At 74.3% G+C, this 18,859-nt stretch carries 22 protein-coding genes; 4 read left to right on the top strand and 18 right to left on the bottom strand.

Features of this window, described 5'->3' with window-relative positions; translation table 11 throughout:
* The 3 genes from ACGF5G_RS31185 to ACGF5G_RS31175 all read right to left on the bottom strand — a co-directional run.
* On the bottom strand, nt 1–236 hold a 236-nt coding region (locus ACGF5G_RS31185), incomplete at its 3' end, for a hypothetical protein (RefSeq protein ID WP_393269389.1).
* Nucleotides 237–295: 59 nt separating this feature from the next.
* Nucleotides 296–955, bottom strand: coding sequence for a response regulator (locus ACGF5G_RS31180; protein ID WP_393269387.1), 660 nt, complete (start codon nt 953–955; stop codon nt 296–298).
* The gene (locus tag ACGF5G_RS31175) at nt 952–2,157 is read right to left on the bottom strand and encodes a sensor histidine kinase (RefSeq protein WP_393269385.1); all 1,206 of its coding nucleotides are present in this window, start codon (nt 2,155–2,157) and stop codon (nt 952–954) included. Before ACGF5G_RS31175 ends, ACGF5G_RS31180 begins: the two co-directional genes overlap by 4 nt.
* A gap of 156 nt (nt 2,158–2,313) precedes the next feature.
* Between ACGF5G_RS31175 and ACGF5G_RS31170 the strand changes: the two genes are divergently transcribed.
* A complete protein-coding gene (locus ACGF5G_RS31170) occupies nt 2,314–3,009 on the top strand; it encodes a hypothetical protein (RefSeq protein ID WP_393269383.1) in 696 nt (231 codons plus the stop codon).
* Nucleotides 3,010–3,208: 199 nt separating this feature from the next.
* Here the strand turns inward: ACGF5G_RS31170 and ACGF5G_RS31165 are convergent, their stop codons facing one another.
* Entirely contained in the window at nt 3,209–3,451 is a 243-nt protein-coding gene (locus ACGF5G_RS31165; protein WP_393269381.1) for a hypothetical protein, read from the bottom strand.
* Between the two features lie 400 nt (nt 3,452–3,851).
* Between ACGF5G_RS31165 and gndA the strand changes: the two genes are divergently transcribed.
* Nucleotides 3,852–5,294, top strand: a complete 1,443-nt coding sequence (gene gndA / locus ACGF5G_RS31160) for an NADP-dependent phosphogluconate dehydrogenase (protein WP_393269378.1) — start codon at nt 3,852–3,854, stop codon at nt 5,292–5,294.
* Nucleotides 5,295–5,449: 155 nt separating this feature from the next.
* Here the strand turns inward: gndA and ACGF5G_RS31155 are convergent, their stop codons facing one another.
* The 5 genes from ACGF5G_RS31155 to recO all read right to left on the bottom strand — a co-directional run bounded on the left by ACGF5G_RS31155 (nt 5,450) and on the right by recO (nt 8,743).
* On the bottom strand, nt 5,450–6,211 hold the full coding sequence (locus ACGF5G_RS31155; RefSeq protein ID WP_393269375.1) for a pirin family protein: 762 nt from the start codon (nt 6,209–6,211) through the stop codon (nt 5,450–5,452).
* Nucleotides 6,212–6,281: 70 nt separating this feature from the next.
* A complete protein-coding gene (locus ACGF5G_RS31150) occupies nt 6,282–6,503 on the bottom strand; it encodes a thioredoxin reductase (RefSeq protein ID WP_393269373.1) in 222 nt (73 codons plus the stop codon).
* A gap of 338 nt (nt 6,504–6,841) precedes the next feature.
* On the bottom strand, nt 6,842–7,027 hold the full coding sequence (locus ACGF5G_RS31145; RefSeq protein WP_350710782.1) for a hypothetical protein: 186 nt from the start codon (nt 7,025–7,027) through the stop codon (nt 6,842–6,844).
* A 64-nt stretch (nt 7,028–7,091) separates the two neighbouring features.
* Nucleotides 7,092–7,892 (bottom strand): isoprenyl transferase, encoded by an 801-nt coding sequence (locus ACGF5G_RS31140; RefSeq protein WP_357460517.1) that lies wholly within the window; start codon nt 7,890–7,892, stop codon nt 7,092–7,094.
* Nucleotides 7,893–7,900: 8 nt separating this feature from the next.
* The gene (gene recO / locus ACGF5G_RS31135; protein WP_393269371.1) at nt 7,901–8,743 is read right to left on the bottom strand and encodes a DNA repair protein RecO; all 843 of its coding nucleotides are present in this window, start codon (nt 8,741–8,743) and stop codon (nt 7,901–7,903) included.
* A 100-nt stretch (nt 8,744–8,843) separates the two neighbouring features.
* On the opposite strand from recO, the gene ACGF5G_RS31130 reads away from it, so the two are divergent.
* Complete coding sequence (locus ACGF5G_RS31130; RefSeq protein WP_393269368.1) at nt 8,844–9,674, top strand: DUF4097 domain-containing protein; 831 nt, start codon at nt 8,844–8,846, stop codon at nt 9,672–9,674.
* Here the strand turns inward: ACGF5G_RS31130 and ACGF5G_RS31125 are convergent.
* The 8 genes from ACGF5G_RS31125 to ACGF5G_RS31090 all read right to left on the bottom strand — a co-directional run bounded on the left by ACGF5G_RS31125 (nt 9,661) and on the right by ACGF5G_RS31090 (nt 17,184).
* Nucleotides 9,661–10,845, bottom strand: a complete 1,185-nt coding sequence (locus ACGF5G_RS31125) for an acyltransferase (RefSeq protein WP_393269365.1) — start codon at nt 10,843–10,845, stop codon at nt 9,661–9,663. The genes ACGF5G_RS31130 and ACGF5G_RS31125 overlap by 14 nt on opposite strands.
* Before the next feature lie 168 nt (nt 10,846–11,013).
* On the bottom strand, nt 11,014–11,910 hold the full coding sequence (era, locus tag ACGF5G_RS31120; RefSeq protein WP_393269364.1) for a GTPase Era: 897 nt from the start codon (nt 11,908–11,910) through the stop codon (nt 11,014–11,016).
* Between the two features lie 40 nt (nt 11,911–11,950).
* On the bottom strand, nt 11,951–12,337 hold the full coding sequence (locus ACGF5G_RS31115; RefSeq protein WP_357702722.1) for a cytidine deaminase: 387 nt from the start codon (nt 12,335–12,337) through the stop codon (nt 11,951–11,953).
* Nucleotides 12,330–13,742 (bottom strand): hemolysin family protein, encoded by a 1,413-nt coding sequence (locus ACGF5G_RS31110; RefSeq protein ID WP_393269448.1) that lies wholly within the window; start codon nt 13,740–13,742, stop codon nt 12,330–12,332. The genes ACGF5G_RS31115 and ACGF5G_RS31110 overlap by 8 nt, the downstream gene beginning before the upstream one ends.
* Complete coding sequence (ybeY, locus tag ACGF5G_RS31105) at nt 13,718–14,188, bottom strand: rRNA maturation RNase YbeY (RefSeq protein ID WP_350684821.1); 471 nt, start codon at nt 14,186–14,188, stop codon at nt 13,718–13,720. Before ybeY ends, ACGF5G_RS31110 begins: the two co-directional genes overlap by 25 nt.
* Before the next feature lie 18 nt (nt 14,189–14,206).
* The gene (locus tag ACGF5G_RS31100; protein ID WP_393269360.1) at nt 14,207–15,265 is read right to left on the bottom strand and encodes a PhoH family protein; all 1,059 of its coding nucleotides are present in this window, start codon (nt 15,263–15,265) and stop codon (nt 14,207–14,209) included.
* Between the two features lie 186 nt (nt 15,266–15,451).
* Nucleotides 15,452–16,828, bottom strand: coding sequence for a serine hydrolase domain-containing protein (locus tag ACGF5G_RS31095; RefSeq protein WP_393269357.1), 1,377 nt, complete (start codon nt 16,826–16,828; stop codon nt 15,452–15,454).
* The gene (locus ACGF5G_RS31090) at nt 16,825–17,184 is read right to left on the bottom strand and encodes a histidine triad nucleotide-binding protein (protein WP_357702713.1); all 360 of its coding nucleotides are present in this window, start codon (nt 17,182–17,184) and stop codon (nt 16,825–16,827) included. The genes ACGF5G_RS31095 and ACGF5G_RS31090 overlap by 4 nt, the downstream gene beginning before the upstream one ends.
* 94 nt (nt 17,185–17,278) lie before the next feature.
* On the opposite strand from ACGF5G_RS31090, the gene ACGF5G_RS31085 reads away from it, so the two are divergent.
* The gene (locus tag ACGF5G_RS31085) at nt 17,279–18,040 is read left to right on the top strand and encodes an SDR family NAD(P)-dependent oxidoreductase (RefSeq protein WP_393269354.1); all 762 of its coding nucleotides are present in this window, start codon (nt 17,279–17,281) and stop codon (nt 18,038–18,040) included.
* A 3-nt stretch (nt 18,041–18,043) separates the two neighbouring features.
* On the opposite strand, the gene ACGF5G_RS31080 is transcribed toward ACGF5G_RS31085, so the two are convergent.
* Nucleotides 18,044–18,778, bottom strand: coding sequence for a 16S rRNA (uracil(1498)-N(3))-methyltransferase (locus ACGF5G_RS31080; RefSeq protein ID WP_393269352.1), 735 nt, complete (start codon nt 18,776–18,778; stop codon nt 18,044–18,046).
* Nucleotides 18,779–18,859 lie beyond the last annotated feature (81 nt).

The following is an 18,859-nucleotide window of genomic DNA, read 5'->3' as shown; positions in this document are numbered from 1 at the left end:
GGAACCTTCCGGCCACTGATCGGCTGACCGCCACGGCGGCTGTCGGCGCCACGTCCGGCGGTCGCCGCCGCCACGATTGCGGCGGTCGCCGCCGCCGACGGGCTGCTGATCGCCGGGGCGGCGCTGCTGGCCGGCGCGGCGCTGGCGGTCAGCGTCCTGGCGGGAACCTTCCGGCCACTGATCGGCTGACCGCCACGGCGGCTGTCGGCGCCACGTCCGGCGGTCGCCGCCGCCACGATTGCGGCGGTCGCCGCCGCCACGAGTCCGGCGGCCGAGGCCCGGCGGTCGCCTCGCCCTACCGGCGCCGGAGCTGGGCCACGCCGGTCTGGTACGCCAGCACGACGGCCTGCACCCGGTCGCGCACCCCGAGCTTGGCGAAGATGCGGTTGACGTGCGTCTTCACCGTCGCCTCGCCGAGGAAGAGCTGGTGGGCGATCTCCCGGTTGGACAGGCCGTCCGCCATCATCCGCAGCACCTCCGTCTCCCGGGCGGTCAGTTCCGCCAGGCCTGGGCTGCCCGCGGTCGCCGCCGGCGCCGTCGCCGTGTAGTGGTCGATCAGCCTGCGGGTGATCGACGGGGACAGCAGCGCGTCGCCACGCGCGGCGGCCTGCAGGGCGCCCGCGAGATCCTTCGGCGGGGTGGTCTTGAGCATGAACCCGGACGCGCCGGCCCGCAGCGCCCGGTAGACGTACTCGTCGAGGTCGAAGGTGGTCAGCACGATGATCCGGATGTCGGCGCACTCCGCCAGGATCCGTTCCGTCGCGGCGATGCCGTCCAGCCGCGGCATGTGGATGTCCATCAGGACGACGTCGGGCTTGAGGCGTGCCGCGAGCAGCACGGCGTCCTCGCCGTCGGCCGCGTCGGCGACCACCTCGATGTCGGGCTGCGTGCCGAGGATCATCCGGAGTCCACCGCGGACGAGGGCCTCGTCGTCGGCGATGAGCACCCGGGTCACGCCGTCGTGCCCGTCGGGGAGAGCGCGGGCGCCGAGCCGTCGAGACCCAACGGAAGCTCCACGCGGACCTCGAAGCCGCCCTGCTCGCGCGGGCCCGTGGTGACCGTGCCGCCGAACAGACCGGCCCGTTCCCGGATGCCGGTCAACCCGTGGCCCGTGCCGACGCCACGGCGGGCGGTGCCGGGCCCGTCGTCCACGACGTGCAGCCGGAGGCGGGCGTCGGCCACGTCGACCGAGACGGCAACGGTAGCGCCCGGGGCGTGCCGGGCGGCGTTCGTCAGGGCCTCCTGGAGGATCCGGTAGGCGCTGACGTCGGCGGCGACCGGGACCAGGTCGAGGTCGCCCGTGACGGTGACCTCGACCCGGCCGCCGGTGACGCGTACCGCGGTGGTCAACGCGTCGAGCTGTCGCAGCGAGGGCAGCGCCTCCGGCGCCGGTTCCGAGCCGCGCAAAATGACCAGCAGCCGGCGCAGTTCGGTGACGACGTCGCGCCCCACCTCCTGCACCGCCTCCAGTGACTCGCGGGCCTGGCGCGGGTCCGAGTCGAGCACGGCCTCGGCCGCGCCGGCTTGCAGCACCATCGCGGAGACGCCGTGCGAGACGATGTCGTGCAGTTCCCGGGCCACCCGCAGCCGCTCGTCGGTCCGCGCGGCTGCCTCCCGCTCGGCGGCGAGGGCGACCAGGCGTACCGCCTGCGCGCGGCGCATCCGGACCGCGTAGCCGGGGCCCAGCACCGCGAGCCCCACGAACACGATGAACACCCAGTCCGAGTCGCCGGCGGCCGTGTTCTCGATGCCGAGTGCGGCGAAGTAGCTAACCGTGGCGACGGTCGGCGCGGCGCGTCCCCCGACGGCGATGCAGCCGAAGCAGGCGAGGACCAGCGCCAGCAGCGGCACGACCGGCCACTCCGGGAGGACGGGCGTGAAGCTCTGCGCGGTGAAGCAGGCGCCGGCGAGGACGGCCGCCGCTCGCGGGTACGTCGTACAGGCCGCGACCGCGAGGCCGTAGCCGACGAGCAGCACGGTGAGCGCGGCGAGCCAGCCGGCGGGCAGCGCCGCGAGGTCGGGACCCTCGCCTTCGACGTAGCCGGCGATCGGAACGTACAGCTCGGCCAGGCCGAACCCGAACAGCGCGAGACCGGCGACGGTGGCGACGACGAGACCCCGCGGGAGACGTCGGTTGTCGGGGACGGCGGCTGACATGGTGCGAAGGGTATCGGCGGCGAGCGTGGCCGGGCGTCCACCCACGGGTGTAGAAGGCCAGACGGAGGCTCCACCTTCGGCTCAACCCGTCGGCCGACGATCGGCCCCGGGGCCGGCTCCTAGCGTCCACCACACACTTCTCGATGGGAGACCACGATGGATGACAGGACCGGGCAACGGTACGGCCGGCGGCTGACGGCGGTCGCGCTGGCTGCGGCCGGCGTTCTCTACGGCGTCGCGAACGCGTTCTACTGGGTGATGTTCCCCGACGACGTGTCCGAGACCGCCGGCAACGTGGCGTTGGCCGCCGGGCACCTCGGCGCGTGGCGGGTGGAGACCGTCCTGTTCGCCCTGACGCACCTGCTGCTCGTACCGGCGATGGCCGGCCTGGCCGTGACGCTCGGGCGGCGCAAGCCGCTGGTCGCCACGATCGGCGGCGGCATCACCCTGCTCGGGCTCTACTTCTCCACCGTCCACCTCTGGCACTACAACGCCTTCTTCGGGGCCCTCGCCGGCGCCGGCGTCGACGCCGACGCCGCCCGACCGGTCGTCGACGCCCTCGACAACGACCCGTTCGTGATGGCGTCGTTCGCCACATGGCTGCTGGGCTGGATGATCGGTCTTCTGGTGCTGGCCTTCGGGACCTGGCGCGCGGGCATGGTGTCGCTGTGGGTGCCGCTCGTCCTCACCGGCGGGCAGGTCCTCGACTTCGTCAGCGAGGGCGCCCCGCTCAAGATCGTGGTGAGCGTGCTGATGGCGGCCGGGCTGTCCAGCCTGGCGGTCGGCGTGAACCGGGATCGTCCGGCCGAGGCGACGGACCGGACGGAGGCGCCGGTGGCCACGCGCTCCTGACCCGGGCCGGGGGCCGGGCGGGGTCGCGGCGTCAGCCGCGGCCCCGCCCTGGCGTCCTGGGCCCGCCCCTTCGTCGGGCCGCGCCAGCCTCGACAGCAGGGCCGGGCGCGACGCCTGCGGAGGTGCTGCCGGGTGGCCGCGGCCGACGCAGACTCCGCTTGCCGGTCCCTGGGCGACGGGCTGGCGGAGGTGCCGCCCGTCAGCTGCGCCGGAAGGCGTACCGGCGGGCCTGGGGTGCCTGCTGGCTCCGGCCCCCGGGGTTGCGGGCCCCGGAACCCCTGACGGGCGGACCGGCCTTCGTCGACGGCGCCGCCGCCGGCAACGCCGGGACCGACGCCGGGGCGAGGCCGATCGCGTCCACCTCGATCGGCGTCAGGTCCGCGACGGTCGGCTTCGGCGTGACGGTGGTACGGGACTTCTTCGGGTTGCGCTTGGCTGGCATCCGGGCCTCCTCGTTCTGCGGGCCGTCCCGTCGTCGGACGGGGCGGGCCGCCGGTCGGTGACCGTCGCGCGACGGTCGGGCGGAATCGGGACTGCTCCCCGGGTGCGACCACGAAGGACACCGCCGCCTCGGCGACAGGGTGGGAATGCGGACGCCCGGGAGCACGCGGACCCACGGCAGCAGGGCGGCGGGCCGGCTCGGAGATGGGGCGTCAGTTGCGCATGCCCACACGCTAACCCCACCGCAGGCCGCGCGCATCCGAATTACCGGCACGATCGGCATGGCCGACCGCGAGCGCACCGCGACCGGTGGAGACGGGCTGCCGAACACCGCACCGCGCCCGCCACCCGCCGCGATACGGTCACAGCGGCAGGCGTGGACGGCGGAAGGCGGCGGACGGATGGCCGAGCAGGCGACGGCGCGGATCGGCGTGACCGGGCTGGCGGTGATGGGCCGCAACCTGGCCCGGAACCTGGCCCGCAACGGCTTCACCGTGGCGCTGCACAACCGCTCGCCGGAGCGCACCCGCAGCCTGGTCGCGGAGCACGGCGACGAGGGGACCTTCCTCCCCGCCGAGTCGATGGCGGACTTCGTCGCCTCGCTGGAGCGGCCGAGGGCGGTGATCGTGATGGTCAAGGCGGGCGGGCCCACCGACGCCGTGATCGACGAACTGGTGCCACTGCTCGACCCCGGCGACATCGTCGTGGACTGCGGCAACGCGCACTTCGCCGACACCCGCCGGCGGGAGGAGGCGCTGCGGGCCCACGGGCTGCACTTCGTCGGCACCGGCGTCTCCGGCGGCGAGGAGGGTGCGCTGCGCGGCCCGAGCATCATGCCCGGCGGGTCGGCGGAGTCCTACCGCACGCTCGGCCCGATCTTCGAGAGGATCGCCGCGCAGGTGGACGGGGTGCCGTGCTGCCGGCACATCGGGCCGGACGGCGCCGGGCACTTCGTCAAGATGGTGCACAACGGCATCGAGTACGCCGACATGCAGCTCATCGCCGAGGCGTACGACCTGCTGCGGGCGGGGCTGGGCGCGGAGCCGGCGGAGATCGCGGAGATCTTCCGCAACTGGAACTCCGGCGAGCTGGAGTCCTTCCTCATCGAGATCACCGGGGACGTGCTGGCGCACACCGACGCGGCCACCGGGCGGGCGTTCGTGGACGTCGTGCTGGACCGCGCCGAGCAGAAGGGCACCGGCCGCTGGACGGTGCAGAGCGCCCTCGACCTGGGCATCCCCATCACCGGCATCGCCGAGGCGACGTTCGCCCGGTCGCTGTCCGGGCACGCCGACCAGCGGGCGGCGGCGCGCGGGGCGTTCCCGGACGCGGGCGACACGTGGCAGGTCGGCGACCGGGAGACCTTCGTCGAGGACGTCCGCCGCGCGCTGCTCGCCTCCAAGATCGTCGCGTACGCGCAGGGCTTCGACCACATCCGGGCCGGCTCGCAGGAGTACGACTGGGGCATCGACCTGGGCGGCACTGCGACGATCTGGCGGGGCGGCTGCATCATCCGCGCCCGCTTCCTCGACCGCATCCGGCAGGCATACGACGAGCGGCCGGAGCTGCCGACGCTGCTGGTCGCGCCGTGGTTCGCGGACACCGTCAACGACGGCGTGCCGAGCTGGCGCAGGGTGGTTGCCGACGCGGCCCGGGCCGGGGTGCCGGCGCCCGCGTTCGCCTCGTCGCTGGCGTACTTCGACGCGCTGCGCGCCGAGCGCCTCCCGGCGGCGCTGATCCAGGGGCTGCGGGACAACTTCGGCGCGCACACCTACCACCGGGTGGACCGCGACGGCACCTTCCACACCCTCTGGTCCGCCGACCGCTCCGAAATCCAGGCCTAACCCACCCCACCCCCCTCCCCCGCCCCCGAGCCCCCACCCCTCGACCCCGGCGATCTTGCACTTTCTGCCCAGGCGAATCATCCCGAAAGCCGCAATACGTGGGGCGAAACTGCAAGATCGCCGAATGTGAGGCGGGAACCTCGGGGGCTGGCGGGTCAGGCGATGGTGGCGTGCATCTCCCAGACGAGGATCTCGGCCGGCTCGGTGGCGGTGACCCGTCGCCCGCCCGTCATGGTGAGCCGGGCGGCGTCGCCGGTGCCGAGCAGGCCGCTGCCCTCCAGGGTGACCGCGCCGGTCGGCACGTAGAGATGGACGAAGGGCGCGTCCGGGAGATCGACCTCGTCGCCGGGGCGGAGCCGGGCGGCGTGCAGGGCGGCGAAGCGGTTCCGGATCCGGATCGCCGCCGCACCGTCGTGGCGGTCCATCCCGGAGGCGACGGGCACCAGGCCGCCGCGCAGGAGCTCGTCGTGGATCTCGAGCTGTTCGTAGCCGGGGTCGATGCCCTGCTCGTCCGGCAGCACCCACATCTGCACGAAGTGGACGGGATCGGTGTGCGGGTCGCGGCCGTCGAGCCGCCAGGAGTCGTTCTTCTCCGAGTGCAGGATGCCGGTGCCGGCGCTCATCCGCTGCGCCAGCCCGGGGTAGATCACGCCGGAGTGACCGGTGGAGTCCTGGTGCACCAGCGACCCGCGCAACACCCAGGTGACGATCTCCATGTCCTGGTGCGGGTGGGTCTCGAAGCCGGCGCCCGGCCGGACCACGTCGTCGTTGTTGACCAGCAGCAGACCGTGGTGGGTGTTGGCCGGGTCGTAGTGCCGGGAGAACGAGAACGAGTGCTTCGAGTCGAGCCAGGAGATCCGGGTGGCGAAGCGGTCGTCGGCCCGCCGGACGTCGACGGCCGGAGCGGGGGCGGTCACCGCGTCACCGGTCGGCGGCCCGACGCCGCCCCGGAATCGACTGGCGCGGCCGGTGGGTCGGCGGGAGGCGTCACCAGGCACGCTGCCCGGTCTCGGTCGGCGCCCAGGTGAGCGCCGGTTCACCCGTGGCCAGCTCGCCGATCTCGCCGGAGCGCGGCTGCGGTGCGTGGCCGAGCTCCTGGCAGTGCTGCTCGGCGATCTCGGCGCAGATCTCGGCCACCTGCGCGCAGATCGGGTCACCGAGGTCGGCGGCGTTCAGCGCCATGATCATCTTGTACCGGAGATCCCGCATCCCCACCCCCGAGGCTCGACGCGGTCCGGGGCACCCACCCCGCCCCCGATCCTAGGCGCCCCCACCCCCCACCCACCCCGAAACCCCGAACCCCGCCCCGCCCCGCCCCGCCCCGCCCCGCCCCGCCAGCCGATCATGCGATTCCGGTGGCCGCCTCCACGGCGAACACGAAGATCGCACCCAGGCGACGGGTCCCGGTAGGACGTTTCGCGAGGCACCACGACTGCATGATCGCCAGGCGGGGTGGCGGCGGGGACGGGGCGGACGGGGAGGGGAGGGGAGGTCAGCGTCGCGGGGGGGGGCGACGCTGACCGGCGGGGTCAGAAAAAGCGGCGGGGTCAGAAGAAGCGGCGGCGCTTCGCCTTCCGCGGGCGGAGCATGTCGGCACCCTTGGTGAGCAGGCGGCTCACCCCGGACGGGCCGCGGCGGGCCTCCAGCGTGTGGCTGAGCCGACGGGCGCCGGCCGCCGCCAGCGGCACCGCGACCGCCATCAACGCCCACTGGGCAATACGCTTCTGGATCATGTGGGTTCACCTCCGTCAGTGGCTGCTGACCGGAGAAATACCCCGCGCGGCGGAGCGGTAAGCCTCAGGACGGCGGGGCGACCGGGTTGGGCAGCGCGCCGCCGAAGCGGCGGTCCCGCTGGGCGTACAGCTCGCAGGCGTACCAGAGGTGCCGGCGGTCGAAGTCGGGCCACAGCGTGTCGAGGAACACCAGTTCGGCGTACGCGGTCTGCCAGAGCAGGTAGTTGGAGATCCGCTGCTCGCCGGAGGGGCGGAGGAAGAGGTCCACCTCGGGGACCTCCGGGTGGTAGAGGTACTTCGCCACCGTCTTCTCGGTGACCTTCGCCGGGTCGAGCCTGCCCGCGGCCGCGTCCCGGGCGATCGCGGCGGCGGCGTCGGCGATCTCGGCCTGCCCGCCGTAGTTGACGCAGAACTGGAGGGTCAGGGTGGAGTTGCCCCGGGACATCTCCTCCGCCGTCTGCAGCTCGGAGATGACGCTCTTCCAGAGCCGGCCGGCCCGGCCGGACCAGACCACCCGCACCCCCAGGTCGACCAGCTGGTCGCGGCGGCGGCGGATGACGTCCCGGTTGAAGCCCATCAGGAACCGGACCTCGTCCGGCGAGCGCCGCCAGTTCTCGGTGGAGAAGGCGTACGCCGACAGGTAGGGAATGCCCAGCTCGATGGCGCCCTCGATGGTGTCGAACAGGGAGAACTCCCCCGCCTCGTGGCCCTTGGTGCGAGGCAGCCCGCGCTCCTTGGCCCACCGGCCGTTGCCGTCCATCACCACGGCGACGTGCCGGGGCACCGCCTCGGCGGGCAACGCCGGCGGCCGGGCGCCCGAGGGGTGCGGTGTCGGCGGCACCGGCTCGCGCCGGCCGGCCCTCATCGATCGGATCACTCGGCTCTCTCCCTGCTCACGCCATCCGCTCCGGCCCCCACGCCCCGCGGCGGCGGGACCGGGCCGGCCGCCGGGGCACCCCGGTCGACCAGCGGCAGCGAGCGTAGCGCGCGCTCCAGGTGCCACTGCAGGTGCGCCGCGACGAGGCCGCTGCACTCCCGGCGTACGCCGGTCTCGGTGGCGTCGGCGACCCGCCAGTCGCCGCTGGTCAGCGCCGACATCAGGTCGATGGTGGCCGGGGCGGGATGGGCCGCGCCGGGGGGCCGGCAGTCCGGGCAGACCGCGCCCCCGGCCGGTACGGAGAACGCCCGGTGCCGCCCGGGCGTGCCGCAGACGGCGCAGGCGGTCAGCGCCGGCGCCCAGCCCGCATGGGCCATCCCGCGCAGGAGGTAGGCGTCGAGCACCAGGGTGGTGTCGTGGCTGCCCTCGGCGAGCGCCCGCAGCGCGCCGAGGGTGAGCTGGAACAGCCGCAGCGACGGCTCCCGCTCCACCGGGGTGAGCCGCTCGGCGGTCTCGGCGATCGCGCTGGCGGCCGTGTAGCGGGGATAGTCGCCGAGGAACCGCTTGCCGTAGAGGTCGATGCCCTCGACCTGGCTGACCGTGTGCAGTGAGCTGCCCTGGTTGCCCTTCGGGTCGCCGGCGAGCTGGAGGTCGACGTGCCCGAACGGCTCCAGCCGGGCGCCGAACTTGCTGGTGGTGCGGCGGATCCCGCGCGCCACCGCCCGCAGCCGGCCGTGCCGGCGGGTGAGCAGGGTGATGATCCGGTCGGACTCGCCGAGCTTCTGCACGCGCAGGACCACCGCGTCGTCGCGGTAGAGCTGTCGGCGGTACCCGGCCATCGGACTATTCTCCCTCGGGGTGCGAAATCAGGGTCGGCTCGGGGTGGACGCGTGAAGAACCCCGATGCGCGGGGCGCGCCGTGCCTCGTAGCGTGCTCGCATGGCTCTCCACCGGACCGCCGCGGCGCTCGCTGCGGCCGCCACCCTGATCGTCGTCGCCGGGTGCGACAACCTGGCCTCCCGTCGGCTCGACTACGACAACACCGAAGCGGCCCGGATCACCGCCATCCGGGTGCTTCCGGGGGCCGGCGACGTGACCGTCCGCACCACCAGCACGGACGACGAGGTGCGGATCAAGCGGGTGGTGCGCTACCACGGCGGCCAGCCCGACACCACGTACGAGATCAACGGCGCCGAACTGGTGCTGGACACCGACTGCGGCAAGGACTGCAGCGTCTCCTACGACGTCACCGCCCCGGAGGGGGTGAGCGTGACCGGCGAGACCGGCTCCGGTGACGTCCACCTGACCAGGGTCGGCGCGGTGGAGATCCGGCTCGGTTCCGGCAACGTCCGGGTGACCGGCGCCGACGGCCCCGTCGTGGCGGAGACCGGCTCGGGTGACGTCCGGGTGACCGGCGCCGCCGGCGCGGTCACCGTCACGACCGGCTCCGGCAACATCGACGTGGACGACGCCCCGGCCGCCGTGACCCTGCGCGCCGGCTCCGGCGACATCACGGGGCGCCGCCTCGGCGCCGGGGTGGACGCCGAGGCGGGCTCCGGCAACATCACCGTCGACCTGGCCGCGCCCGCCTCGGCGCGTACGCACACCTCCAGCGGCGACATCAAGCTCGTCGTGCCCGCGGGCCGCTACCAGGTCCGTTCCACGGCCGGCGGCGGCGACACCCGGCTGGGCGTGACCCACGATCCGACCGCCTCGCTGGTGCTCGACATCTCCACCGGCGGCGGCAACCAGACGGTCACCCAGCGCTGATCTCGACGGTCTGCGGCTCCCGCGCGGCGCGCGGCGACGGCACGCCGGCCCGCCCGGTGGCCGGACCGGACCGCGCGGCGGGGGCCGGGGCGGGCGGTGGCCCGGTGCCGGTCGGGGCGGGTGAACCGGGGCCGGTCGGGGCGGTTGGCCCGATGCGGGCCGGTGCGGGGCGGGAGCCACCGGGAACCAGCTCCGGCGGCCGACGGGCCGCCACGTCCTCCACCCAGCCGACCAGGGCGGTCACCACCGCGACCAGGGCGAAGACCAGGGCCACCCGGATCGCCAGGCCGAGCGGATCCTGGTGCGACCAGCCCACCACGTCCACCAGTGGGGTGAGCGCCGCCACGAACGGCATGTGCCACAGGTAGACGGTGAGCGCCCGCCGGTTGAACACGGTCACGACCCGGCCGGACACGGCGCTGCGGTCCACCCAGCGCGCGCCCGCCGGCGCCCGCCCGAGCAGGACGAGGACGAAGGCCGCCGACCAGAGGGCGTTGCCCAGGGGGTTGTCGTTCAGGTCGTACCCGCGGGGTCCGGGGTGGGTGACGATCCAGGCGGCCCCGGCGGCGGCGAGGGCCAGCGCGACGGGCACCAGCACCCGGGTAGCCAGGCGGCGCAGCATGCCGGCCTGGTGGGCGAAGCCGAGCAGCCAGGCGCCGAAGTAGAGCCCGAAGTGGTGCAGCGCCCCCGGCAGCGCCGGCAGCAGGCCCAGCTCGGCCGCGGCGAGCATGGCGTACGGGGCGACCAGCGTGGGCACCGGGGCGCGCCGGAACAGCCAGAGGGCGACCGGGGAGGCGAGCACGAACCAGAGGTAGTCGCGCAGGTACCAGATCACGCTCAGCGCGATCGCACCCCAGCCGTTGGCCGGCGGATCGGCGACGGGGAAGAGCCAGAGCAGCACCTTCGGGCTCAGCGGCAGCCCGGTGAGCAGCATGGCGGGTACGAAGACCGCGGCGACCACCCAGAGCGACGGCAGCAGGCGACGCAACCGGCGTACGACCGCTCCCGGCCCCCACCGTTGCAGCGAGGCGGCCATCAGCGAGCCGGCGAGCGCGAACATCACCGACATCGCCGGGAAGACGAGGGTCAGGGTGGCCCATCCGGTGACGTGGTAGACCACGACTCGAACGATGGCCAGGAAGCGGAGCAGGTCAAGGTATCGGTTTCGCATCAGCCTGCATCTATGTCCGGGGGCACGGGGGCTGGTCCTTCCCCTACCCTCCGGAGCGACCCCGGCAAACCGCCGGCACCCCACGCGAACGTGACATCTTCCACCCGGCCGACCGACATCGATCATGCCCGGATCGCCGGGCCGGGGCGCACCCGGCCCGGCGACCGGTCAGAATCCCAGCTTGCGCAGCTGCTTCGGGTCCCGCTGCCAGTCCTTCGCCACCCGGACGTGCAGGTCGAGGTAGACCCGGGTGCCGAGCAGCTCCTCGATCTGCCGCCGCGCGGTCGTGCCGACCGCCTTGAGCCGGCTGGCCCGGTGGCCGATCACGATCGCCTTCTGGCTGGGCCGCTCGACGTACACGTCGGCGTAGATCTTCATGAGCTTGCCCTCGGGGACCATCTCCTCGACGACCACCGCGATGGAGTGCGGCAGCTCGTCCCGGACGCCCTCCAGGGCCGCCTCCCGGATCAGCTCGGCGACCAGCACCTGCTCCGGGTCGTCGGTGAGCATGTCGTCCGGGTAGAGCTGCGGCGACTCGGGCAGGTAGCGGGTCATCACCTCGACGAGCGTGTCCACCTGGTGCCCGGAGACCGCGCTGACCGGCACCACCTCGGCGAACTCGCCCAGCTCGCTGACGGCGAGCAACTGCTCGGCCAGCCGCCTGCGGTCCACCAGGTCGGTCTTGGTGACCACCGCCAGCACCGTGGCCTTCAGCTCGGCCAGCTCGCCGGTGATGAACCGGTCGCCGCGCCCGATCGGCTCGTCCGCCGGGATGCAGAGGCCGATCACGTCGACCTCGCTCCAGGTCTGTCGGACCAGGTCGTTGAGGCGCTCGCCGAGCAGCGTGCGGGGGCGGTGCAGGCCCGGGGTGTCGACCAGCACGAGCTGGGAGTCCGGGCGGTGCAGGACGGCCCGGATGACGTGCCGGGTGGTCTGCGGCTTGTTCGAGGTGATGGCGATCTTCTGCCCGACGATCGCGTTGGTCAGCGTCGACTTCCCGGCGTTCGGGCGGCCGACGAAACAGGCGAAACCGGCCCGGTAGGGGCGCTGCTCCAGGTCGCTCACGCCGCGACCCCGCCCCGCTCGCCGGCAGCCGTCCGCCCGCTCACTCGACCACCGTGCCCAGGACGGTGCCGTCCGGCGCGGCCACGTGGATCGGCGCGTCGACCGCGAGGTCCCGCACCGCCGCGTGCCCGGCGCCGTCCAGCGTCGACGCCTCGGTCACCACCACGGCGGCCTCCAGCCGGCTCGCGCCGGCCGCCGCCGCCGAGGCCACCGCGAGCTGGAGCGCGGTGATCGTCAGCGAGGGCAGCGAGACGCTGGCCGCGGCGTACGTCCGCCCGTCCTGGTCGCGTACCGCCGCGCCCTCCACGGCGCCCACCCGGCCGCGCGCGCCCCGGGCCAGGACGACCAGCTTGCCGTCCTCGGCGCTCAGCTCGATCGGGTCGGACGGGGTGGGCCGGGTGGCCGGTACGGCGGGTGACTCAGGCATCGGCGGGTTGCCTCTCCTCGGATCGGTTCGTGTCGCCCCGGGGCTCGGCGTGCTCGCCGCGGCCCGGGCCGTCCTGCGTGTCGGTCGACTCCACCCGGCTCACCAGCACGGTGTCGATCCGGTTGCGTCGGCCGGTGGTGCCCTCGGCGACCAGCCGGAGCCCGGCGACCTCGACCTGCGCCCCCGGGATCGGGACGCGGCCCAGGGACTGGGCGAGCAGGCCGCCGACGGTCTCCACCTCGTCGGTGGGCAGCTCGGTGTCGAACAGCTCGCCCAGATCCTCCACCGGGAGCCGCGCGGTGACCCGCACCGCCCCGTCGTCGAGGTGCTCGACCGGCGGGCGCTCGACATCGTACTCGTCGGTGATCTCTCCGACGATCTCCTCCAGGATGTCCTCGATGGTGACCAGCCCGCCGGTGCCGCCGTACTCGTCGACGACGATGACCAGGTGGTTGCGGGCGGCCTGCATCTCCGAGAGCAGGTCGTCGACCGGCTTGGACTCCGGCACGAAGGTGGCGGGGCGCATCAGCTCGGCGACCGGGAGCTGGCGGTCCTCCGGGGCGCCGCCCTGGGTGCGCCGGATCAGGTCCTTGAGGTAGAGCACGCCGAGCACGTCGTCGACGCTCTCGCCGATGACCGGGATCCGGGAGAACCCGGAGCGCAGGAAGAGCGCCAGCGCCTGGGAGAGCGTCTTGCGCTCCTCGATCCACACCATCTCGGTGCGCGGCACCATCACCTCGCGGGCGATCGTGTCGCCGAGCGCGAAGACGGAATGGATCATCTGGCGCTCGCCGTGCTCCACGACGCCACGCTGCTCGGCCAGGTCGACCAGCTCGCGCAGCTCCACCTGGGTGGCGAACGGCCCCTCCCGGAAGCCGCGCCCCGGGGTGACCGCGTTGCCGATCAGGATCAGCAGCGAGGCGAGCGGGTTCAGCGCCCGGCCCAGCCAGCGGACCAGGGGCGCGACGGACCGCCCGACCACGTACGCGTGCTGCCGGCCGAGGGTGCGCGGAGCGACCCCGACCACCACGAAACTGATCACGGTCATCGCGCCGGCGGTGACCAGCGCCGCGCGCCAGCCCGCGCCGAAGGTGTCCACCGCGACGAGCGCCACCAGCGTGGTGGCGGTCAGCTCGGCGAGCAGCCGCAGCAGCAGGAGCAGGTTGAGGTGGCGGACCACGTCCCCGGCGACGGCCTGGAGTGTGCGCGCGCCCCGTACGCCGTCGCGGGCCAGCTCGGCGGCGCGGGCGGGCGAGACCGCGGCGAGGGCCGCCTCGGTCATCGCGATCAGGCCGGCCAGCACCACCAGGCCGGCCGCGGAGACCAGCAGTTGCAGGTCGGGCAGGCCGGTGGCGCCGGCCGCCAGTGTCGGGGTGTCCATCACCGGGACCGGGTCGACCGCCAGCTCGCCAGCAGTCGGGCCTGGAGCGCGAACATCTCCCGCTCCTCCTCCGGCTCGGCGTGGTCGTAGCCGAGCAGGTGCAGCACGCCGTGCACGGTGAGCAGGTGCAGCTCGTCGGCGGCGGAGTGGCCGGCGGTGGCCGCCTGCTTGGCCGCCACCTCCGGGCAGAGCACGATGTCGCCGAGCAGCGCCGGCTCGCCGGCGGCGGTCGACTCGCCGGGCCCGTGGTCGACGCTGCCCTCGTCCATGGGGAAGGCGAGCACGTCGGTCGGGCCGTCGCCGCCCATCCACCGGTGGTTCAGCTCGGTCATGTAGTCGATGTCGACCAGCAGCACGGACAGCTCGGCGAGGGGGTTGACCCCCATCTCGTCGAGGGCGTGTCGGGCGACGGCGAGCACGGCGTCGGTGTCGACGTCGACGCCGGACTCGTTGGCGATCTCGATGGACAACAGTCTTCCCTCGATGGTCTAGCGGCGCCGGCCGGCCCGGCCGCCCTGGGCTGTCCGCCCGGGCACGGCGTGCACGCTCTGCGCCTGCTGGTTCTCCCGCTCGGCGTCCCAGCGGGCGTACGCGTCGACGATCTCCCCGACCAGCCGGTGGCGGACCACGTCCGAGCTGGAGAGCTGGGCGAAGTGCACGTCCTCGACGTTCTCCAGGATCTCCCGGACCACCCGCAGGCCGCTGGTCGTGCCGCCGGGGAGGTCGACCTGGGTGACGTCACCGGTGACGACGATCTTGGAACCGAAGCCGAGCCGGGTCAGGAACATCTTCATCTGCTCGGGCGTGGTGTTCTGCGCCTCGTCGAGGATGATGAACGCGTCATTGAGGGTACGCCCCCGCATGTACGCCAGCGGCGCGACCTCGATCGTGCCCGCCGCCATCAGCTTGGGGATGGAGTCCGGGTCGAGCATGTCGTGCAGCGCGTCGTAGAGCGGGCGCAGGTAGGGGTCGATCTTCTCGTTGAGCGTGCCGGGCAGGAAGCCGAGCCGCTCCCCCGCCTCGACCGCCGGCCGGGTGAGGATGATCCGGTTGACCTGCTTGGCCTGCAACGCCTGGACGGCCTTGGCCATGGCCAGGTAGGTCTTGCCGGTGCCGGCGGGGCCGATGCCGAAGACGATGGTGTGCGCGTCGATCGCGTCGACGTAGCGCTTCTGACCCAGCGTCTTGGGGCGGATGGTGCGGCCGCGCCGGGAGAGGATGTTGAGCGTCAGGACCTCGGCGGGCCGCTCGGCGCCGCCCTGCTCGAGCATGCCGACGGTACGCCGGACGGCGTCAGTGGTCAGGGTCTCGCCTTTCTCGATGAGTTCGAGCAGCTCGCTGAAGATCCGCTCGGCGAGGGCATTGTCGGCGGGGGCGCCGGTGATGGTGATCTCGTTGCCCCGGACGTGCACGTCACTGTTGACCGAGCGCTCGACCAGTCGCAGGATCTCGTCACCCGCGCCGAGCAGGTTGACCATGATCTTGGAATCCGGAACGGTGATCCTGGTCTGCACCCGGGGCGGGCCGGGAGGTGGGGTGCCGGTCATAGGTCGGGCCGAGGGGCCCTGCGCCACCTGCTCTCGATCTCGGCGCCGGGCCTGCTGGCGCGGCGCGCTGACGTTGCCCCCATCGTATCTGCTCAACAGCGGCGGCACCGCGCCCATTTCCGCGCGTGCGGGACGGCACGGACGGGACGCGGCCCGCGCCGGCCCCGCCCCGCCCGTACGCGCCCGTCAGGAGCCGGCGCGGAAGTCGTACCGGTCGAAGGTCTCCTGGGTACGGGTGAACCGGTAGGTCGCCCAGTGCATCCGGACCACCGCGCCGCGCTCGTCCCGGGTGAGCCGCAGCAGCTCGCCCACCTCACGCCCGGAGACCGTGCGGTACACGTCCGGCTGGTCGGGCAGTGGCGCGAAGACCGCCGGCGGCTTCCCCGCCGGGTCGTCGGCGCCCCGGGCCCGCAGCGCGCCGTCGTGCCACGAGAAGACGTACTCGAAGCCCTCGCCCCACCAGCGGCCCAGCAGCCCGCGTACGCCCTCGGGGGCGGGTGGGCCCGGCCGCCACGGCGCGACGTCGGCCGGGTCGTGCTCGACGGCGGCGGCCAGCAGCCGGTGTGGCAGGTCGAGGACCTCGCCGGCGGTGCCGGAGGAGCCGAGCACGGCGACGCCCATCGCGCCGGGCGTCCCCTCGCCGCCGCGCCGGCCGTAGACGCCGGCCAGGAAGCCGGGCATCGCGCCGTCGTGCCCGACGTGCATGATCCGCTTGCCCTGCGGCACCAGGATCAGCCCGAGCCCGAAGCCGCCCGACCAGAGCGTCTCGTCGGTGACCGTCGCCGGCCAGCGCATCTCCTCTAGCGTGGCCGGGGCGAGCACCGCGCCGGCCGGGTCCAGCGCCGCCGGGTCGGCGAGGAAGGCGGCCCAGCGGGCCATGTCGGTGGCGGTGCTCCAGAGCTGCGCCGCCGGCCCCACCGCGCCGAAGTCCGTGGGCGGCTCGGGGTGCGCCTCGTCGGAGTACGCGTCGACCAGGAAACCGGTCGCGGCGTGCGGGCCCGGCGTCACCGAGGTGTCGGCGAGCCCCAGCGGGGTCAGCACCCGCTCGGCGAGCGCCTCCGCCCAGGTGCCGCCCCGCAGGTGGCCGACGAGCCGGCCGAGCAGCGCCATACCGAGGTTGGAGTAGTGGTAGCGGCGGCCCGGCGGCAGCACCCGCTCGGCCCGGGCGAGGTCGGCGACCAGCTCGTCGACGTCGGGCGCGCGCAGGCTGTCCCAGACGTCGCCGTACGGCTCCCGTTGCAGGCCGGCGGTGTGCGACAGCAGCCGGCGCACGGTCAGCTCGCCGTGGGCCGGCAGGTCCAGGTGGCGGCCCAGCGGGTCGTCCAGGTCGAGCAGGCCGTCGTCGCGGCACTGGAGCGTCAGCACGGCGGTGAACGTCTTCGTGACCGAGCCGATCCGGAACCGGGTGCCCGGCCCCAGCTCGGTGTCGTTGCCGGTGCCGCCGACCGTGCACGTCCACAGCGGGCGGTCGGCCCGGTGCAGGGCCGCCGAGACCGCCGGCACCCGGGCCTGCGCCTGGACCGTGCGCACCAGCCGGGACAGCCGGTCGTCGACCACCGTCACGCGAGGTCCCGGGCCAGCATCGGGCCCAGCGGCGCCCCGCCGAGCACGTGCGCGTGCGCGTGGAAGACCTCCTGGCCGCCGTACGCACCGGTGTTGAACATCAGCCGGAAGCCGTCGCCGAGCAGCCCCTCGTCCTCGGCCACCGCGGCGGCCGTGGCGAGCACCTCGCCGGCCAGCGCCGGGTCGCCCTGGGCGAGCGTCGCCACGTCGGCGTAGTGCTCCTTCGGGATGACCAGCACGTGCACCGGCGCCTTCGGGCCGATGTCGCGGAAGGCGAGCGTGGTGGCGGTTTCCCGCACGACGGTGGCCGGGATCTCCCCGGCGACGATGCGGCAGAACAGGCAGTCGGTTCCCATCGGGGCAGTGTAAGGAAGGGCACCTTGTTATCGCTTTCGGTAGAGGAAGGGCCCCTTCCTTACACCTGGGGGTCGACCGGGCATGATGGCCGGCGTGACTTCACGGGCGGTACTGGTGACGGGGGCCTCGCGCGGCATCGGGCGGGCGGTGGCGACGGCGTTCGCGGCGAGCGGCGACCGGGTGGCGATCCACCACCGCGACTCGGCGGAGGCGGCCGGGCGGCTGCGCGCCGAACTGCCCGGCGAGGGGCACGTCGTGGTCCGCGCCGACCTGACCGACCCGGACGCCGTACGGGCCATGGTGGACGAGGCGGCCGGCCTGCTGGGCGGGCTGGACGTGCTGGTCAACAACGCCGGAGTGTACGGCGACCGGGACGCCCCGCACCCGGTCTTCGGCGCCTCCTACGCGCAGTGGCGCGCGCAGTGGCGGCAGGTGGTGGAGACCAACCTGACCGGCGCGGGCAACGTCATCTGGTGCGCGGCCCAGCACATGCGCGACCGGGGCGGCCGGATCGTCAACGTCTCCTCCCGGGGCGCCTTCCGGGGCGAGCCGGACCAGCCGGCGTACGGGGCGAGCAAGGCGGGGCTGAACGCGCTGGGGCAGTCGCTGGCGGTGGCCCTGGCCCCGTACGGCATCAGCGTCGCCACGGTGGCCCCGGGCTTCGTCGAGACCGACATGACCACGGAGCACCTGCGCGGGGAGCGGGGCGCCGCCATCCGGGCGCAGAGCCCGTTCAACCGGGTGGCCCGCCCCGAGGAGATCGCCGCCGCCGTGCACTGGCTCGCCTCCCCGCAGGCGGAGTGGGCCTCCGGCACCATCGTCGACCTGAACGGCGCCTCCTACCTGCGTAGCTGAGCGTCACCAGCGGGCGAGGCGGGTGGCGAGCACCGCGAGGGCGGCCACGCCGGCCGTCGAGGTGCGCAGCACCGACGGGCCCAGGCGGACGGCGCGGGCCCCGGCCCCGGTGAAGGTGTCCAGCTCGCTGTCGGCGATCCCGCCCTCCGGCCCGACGACCAGGACGATCTCGCCCGTGGCGGGCAGCTCGGCGGTGGTCAGCCGCTCCTGTGCCTCCTCGTGCAGCACGAACGCCGCGGCGGCCCCGCCGATGCGGCGCGCGACCTGGGCGGTGGACTCGTCCGGCGTCCCCGCCACCACGGGCAGCCAGGCGCGCCGGGCCTGCTTGGCCGCCTCCCGGGCGGTCGCCGCCCACTTCTCCCGCGCCCGTACGCCCCGGTCGCCGCGCCACTGGGTGACCGAGCGGGCCGCCGCCCAGGGAACGATCTCGTCCACCCCGACCTCGGTCATCGCCTGCACGGCCAGCTCGCCCCGGTCGCCCTTGGCGATGCCCTGCACCACGACCAGGCGCGGGACGGAGGCGTCGACGAACCCCCGGGAGGTGATCTCCAGGTCGAGGGTGCCGCGGCCGACGGCGGTCACCACGGCGGCGGCGGTGCCGCCCCGCCCGTCGGCGAGCAGCAGTTCCTCGCCGACGCGGAGCCGCTGCACGGTGGCGGCGTGGTGCCCCTCGGGGCCGTCGAGGGTCAGCCGGTCGGCGGTGGGCAGCGACTCGACCAGAAACAGCGGCGCGGACACGATGATCAGGCTAGCCGCCCCGGCGGCCGCCGGGGCGCCGAGGGCGGTGGAGCCGCCGGGCCGCCGAGGGCCGCGGAGCCG

It is taken from the genome of Micromonospora sp. NPDC047730, assembly GCF_043204765.1.
Taxonomy (GTDB): domain Bacteria; phylum Actinomycetota; class Actinomycetes; order Mycobacteriales; family Micromonosporaceae; genus Micromonospora.
This window is presented reverse-complemented; position numbering and strand designations above follow the sequence as displayed.

Bases quoted from the DNA above. Each gene is read 5' to 3' on its own strand.
- ACGF5G_RS31145 (WP_350710782.1), bottom strand. From the start codon at position 7,027: ATGATCCAGAAGCGTATTGCCCAGTGGGCGTTGATGGCGGTCGCGGTG.
- ACGF5G_RS31140 (WP_357460517.1), bottom strand. From the start codon at position 7,892: ATGAGGGCCGGCCGGCGCGAGCCGGTGCCGCCGACACCGCACCCCTCG.
- ACGF5G_RS31130 (WP_393269368.1), top strand. From the start codon at position 8,844: ATGGCTCTCCACCGGACCGCCGCGGCGCTCGCTGCGGCCGCCACCCTG.
- ACGF5G_RS31100 (WP_393269360.1), bottom strand. From the start codon at position 15,265: ATGACCGGCACCCCACCTCCCGGCCCGCCCCGGGTGCAGACCAGGATC.
- recO (WP_393269371.1), bottom strand. From the start codon at position 8,743: ATGGCCGGGTACCGCCGACAGCTCTACCGCGACGACGCGGTGGTCCTG.
- ACGF5G_RS31115 (WP_357702722.1), bottom strand. From the start codon at position 12,337: ATGCCTGAGTCACCCGCCGTACCGGCCACCCGGCCCACCCCGTCCGAC.
- gndA (WP_393269378.1), top strand. From the start codon at position 3,852: ATGGCCGAGCAGGCGACGGCGCGGATCGGCGTGACCGGGCTGGCGGTG.
- ACGF5G_RS31090 (WP_357702713.1), bottom strand. From the start codon at position 17,184: ATGGGAACCGACTGCCTGTTCTGCCGCATCGTCGCCGGGGAGATCCCG.
- ACGF5G_RS31165 (WP_393269381.1), bottom strand. From the start codon at position 3,451: ATGCCAGCCAAGCGCAACCCGAAGAAGTCCCGTACCACCGTCACGCCG.
- ACGF5G_RS31175 (WP_393269385.1), bottom strand. From the start codon at position 2,157: ATGTCAGCCGCCGTCCCCGACAACCGACGTCTCCCGCGGGGTCTCGTC.
- ACGF5G_RS31150 (WP_393269373.1), bottom strand. From the start codon at position 6,503: ATGCGGGATCTCCGGTACAAGATGATCATGGCGCTGAACGCCGCCGAC.
- ACGF5G_RS31125 (WP_393269365.1), bottom strand. From the start codon at position 10,845: ATGCGAAACCGATACCTTGACCTGCTCCGCTTCCTGGCCATCGTTCGA.
- ACGF5G_RS31170 (WP_393269383.1), top strand. From the start codon at position 2,314: ATGGATGACAGGACCGGGCAACGGTACGGCCGGCGGCTGACGGCGGTC.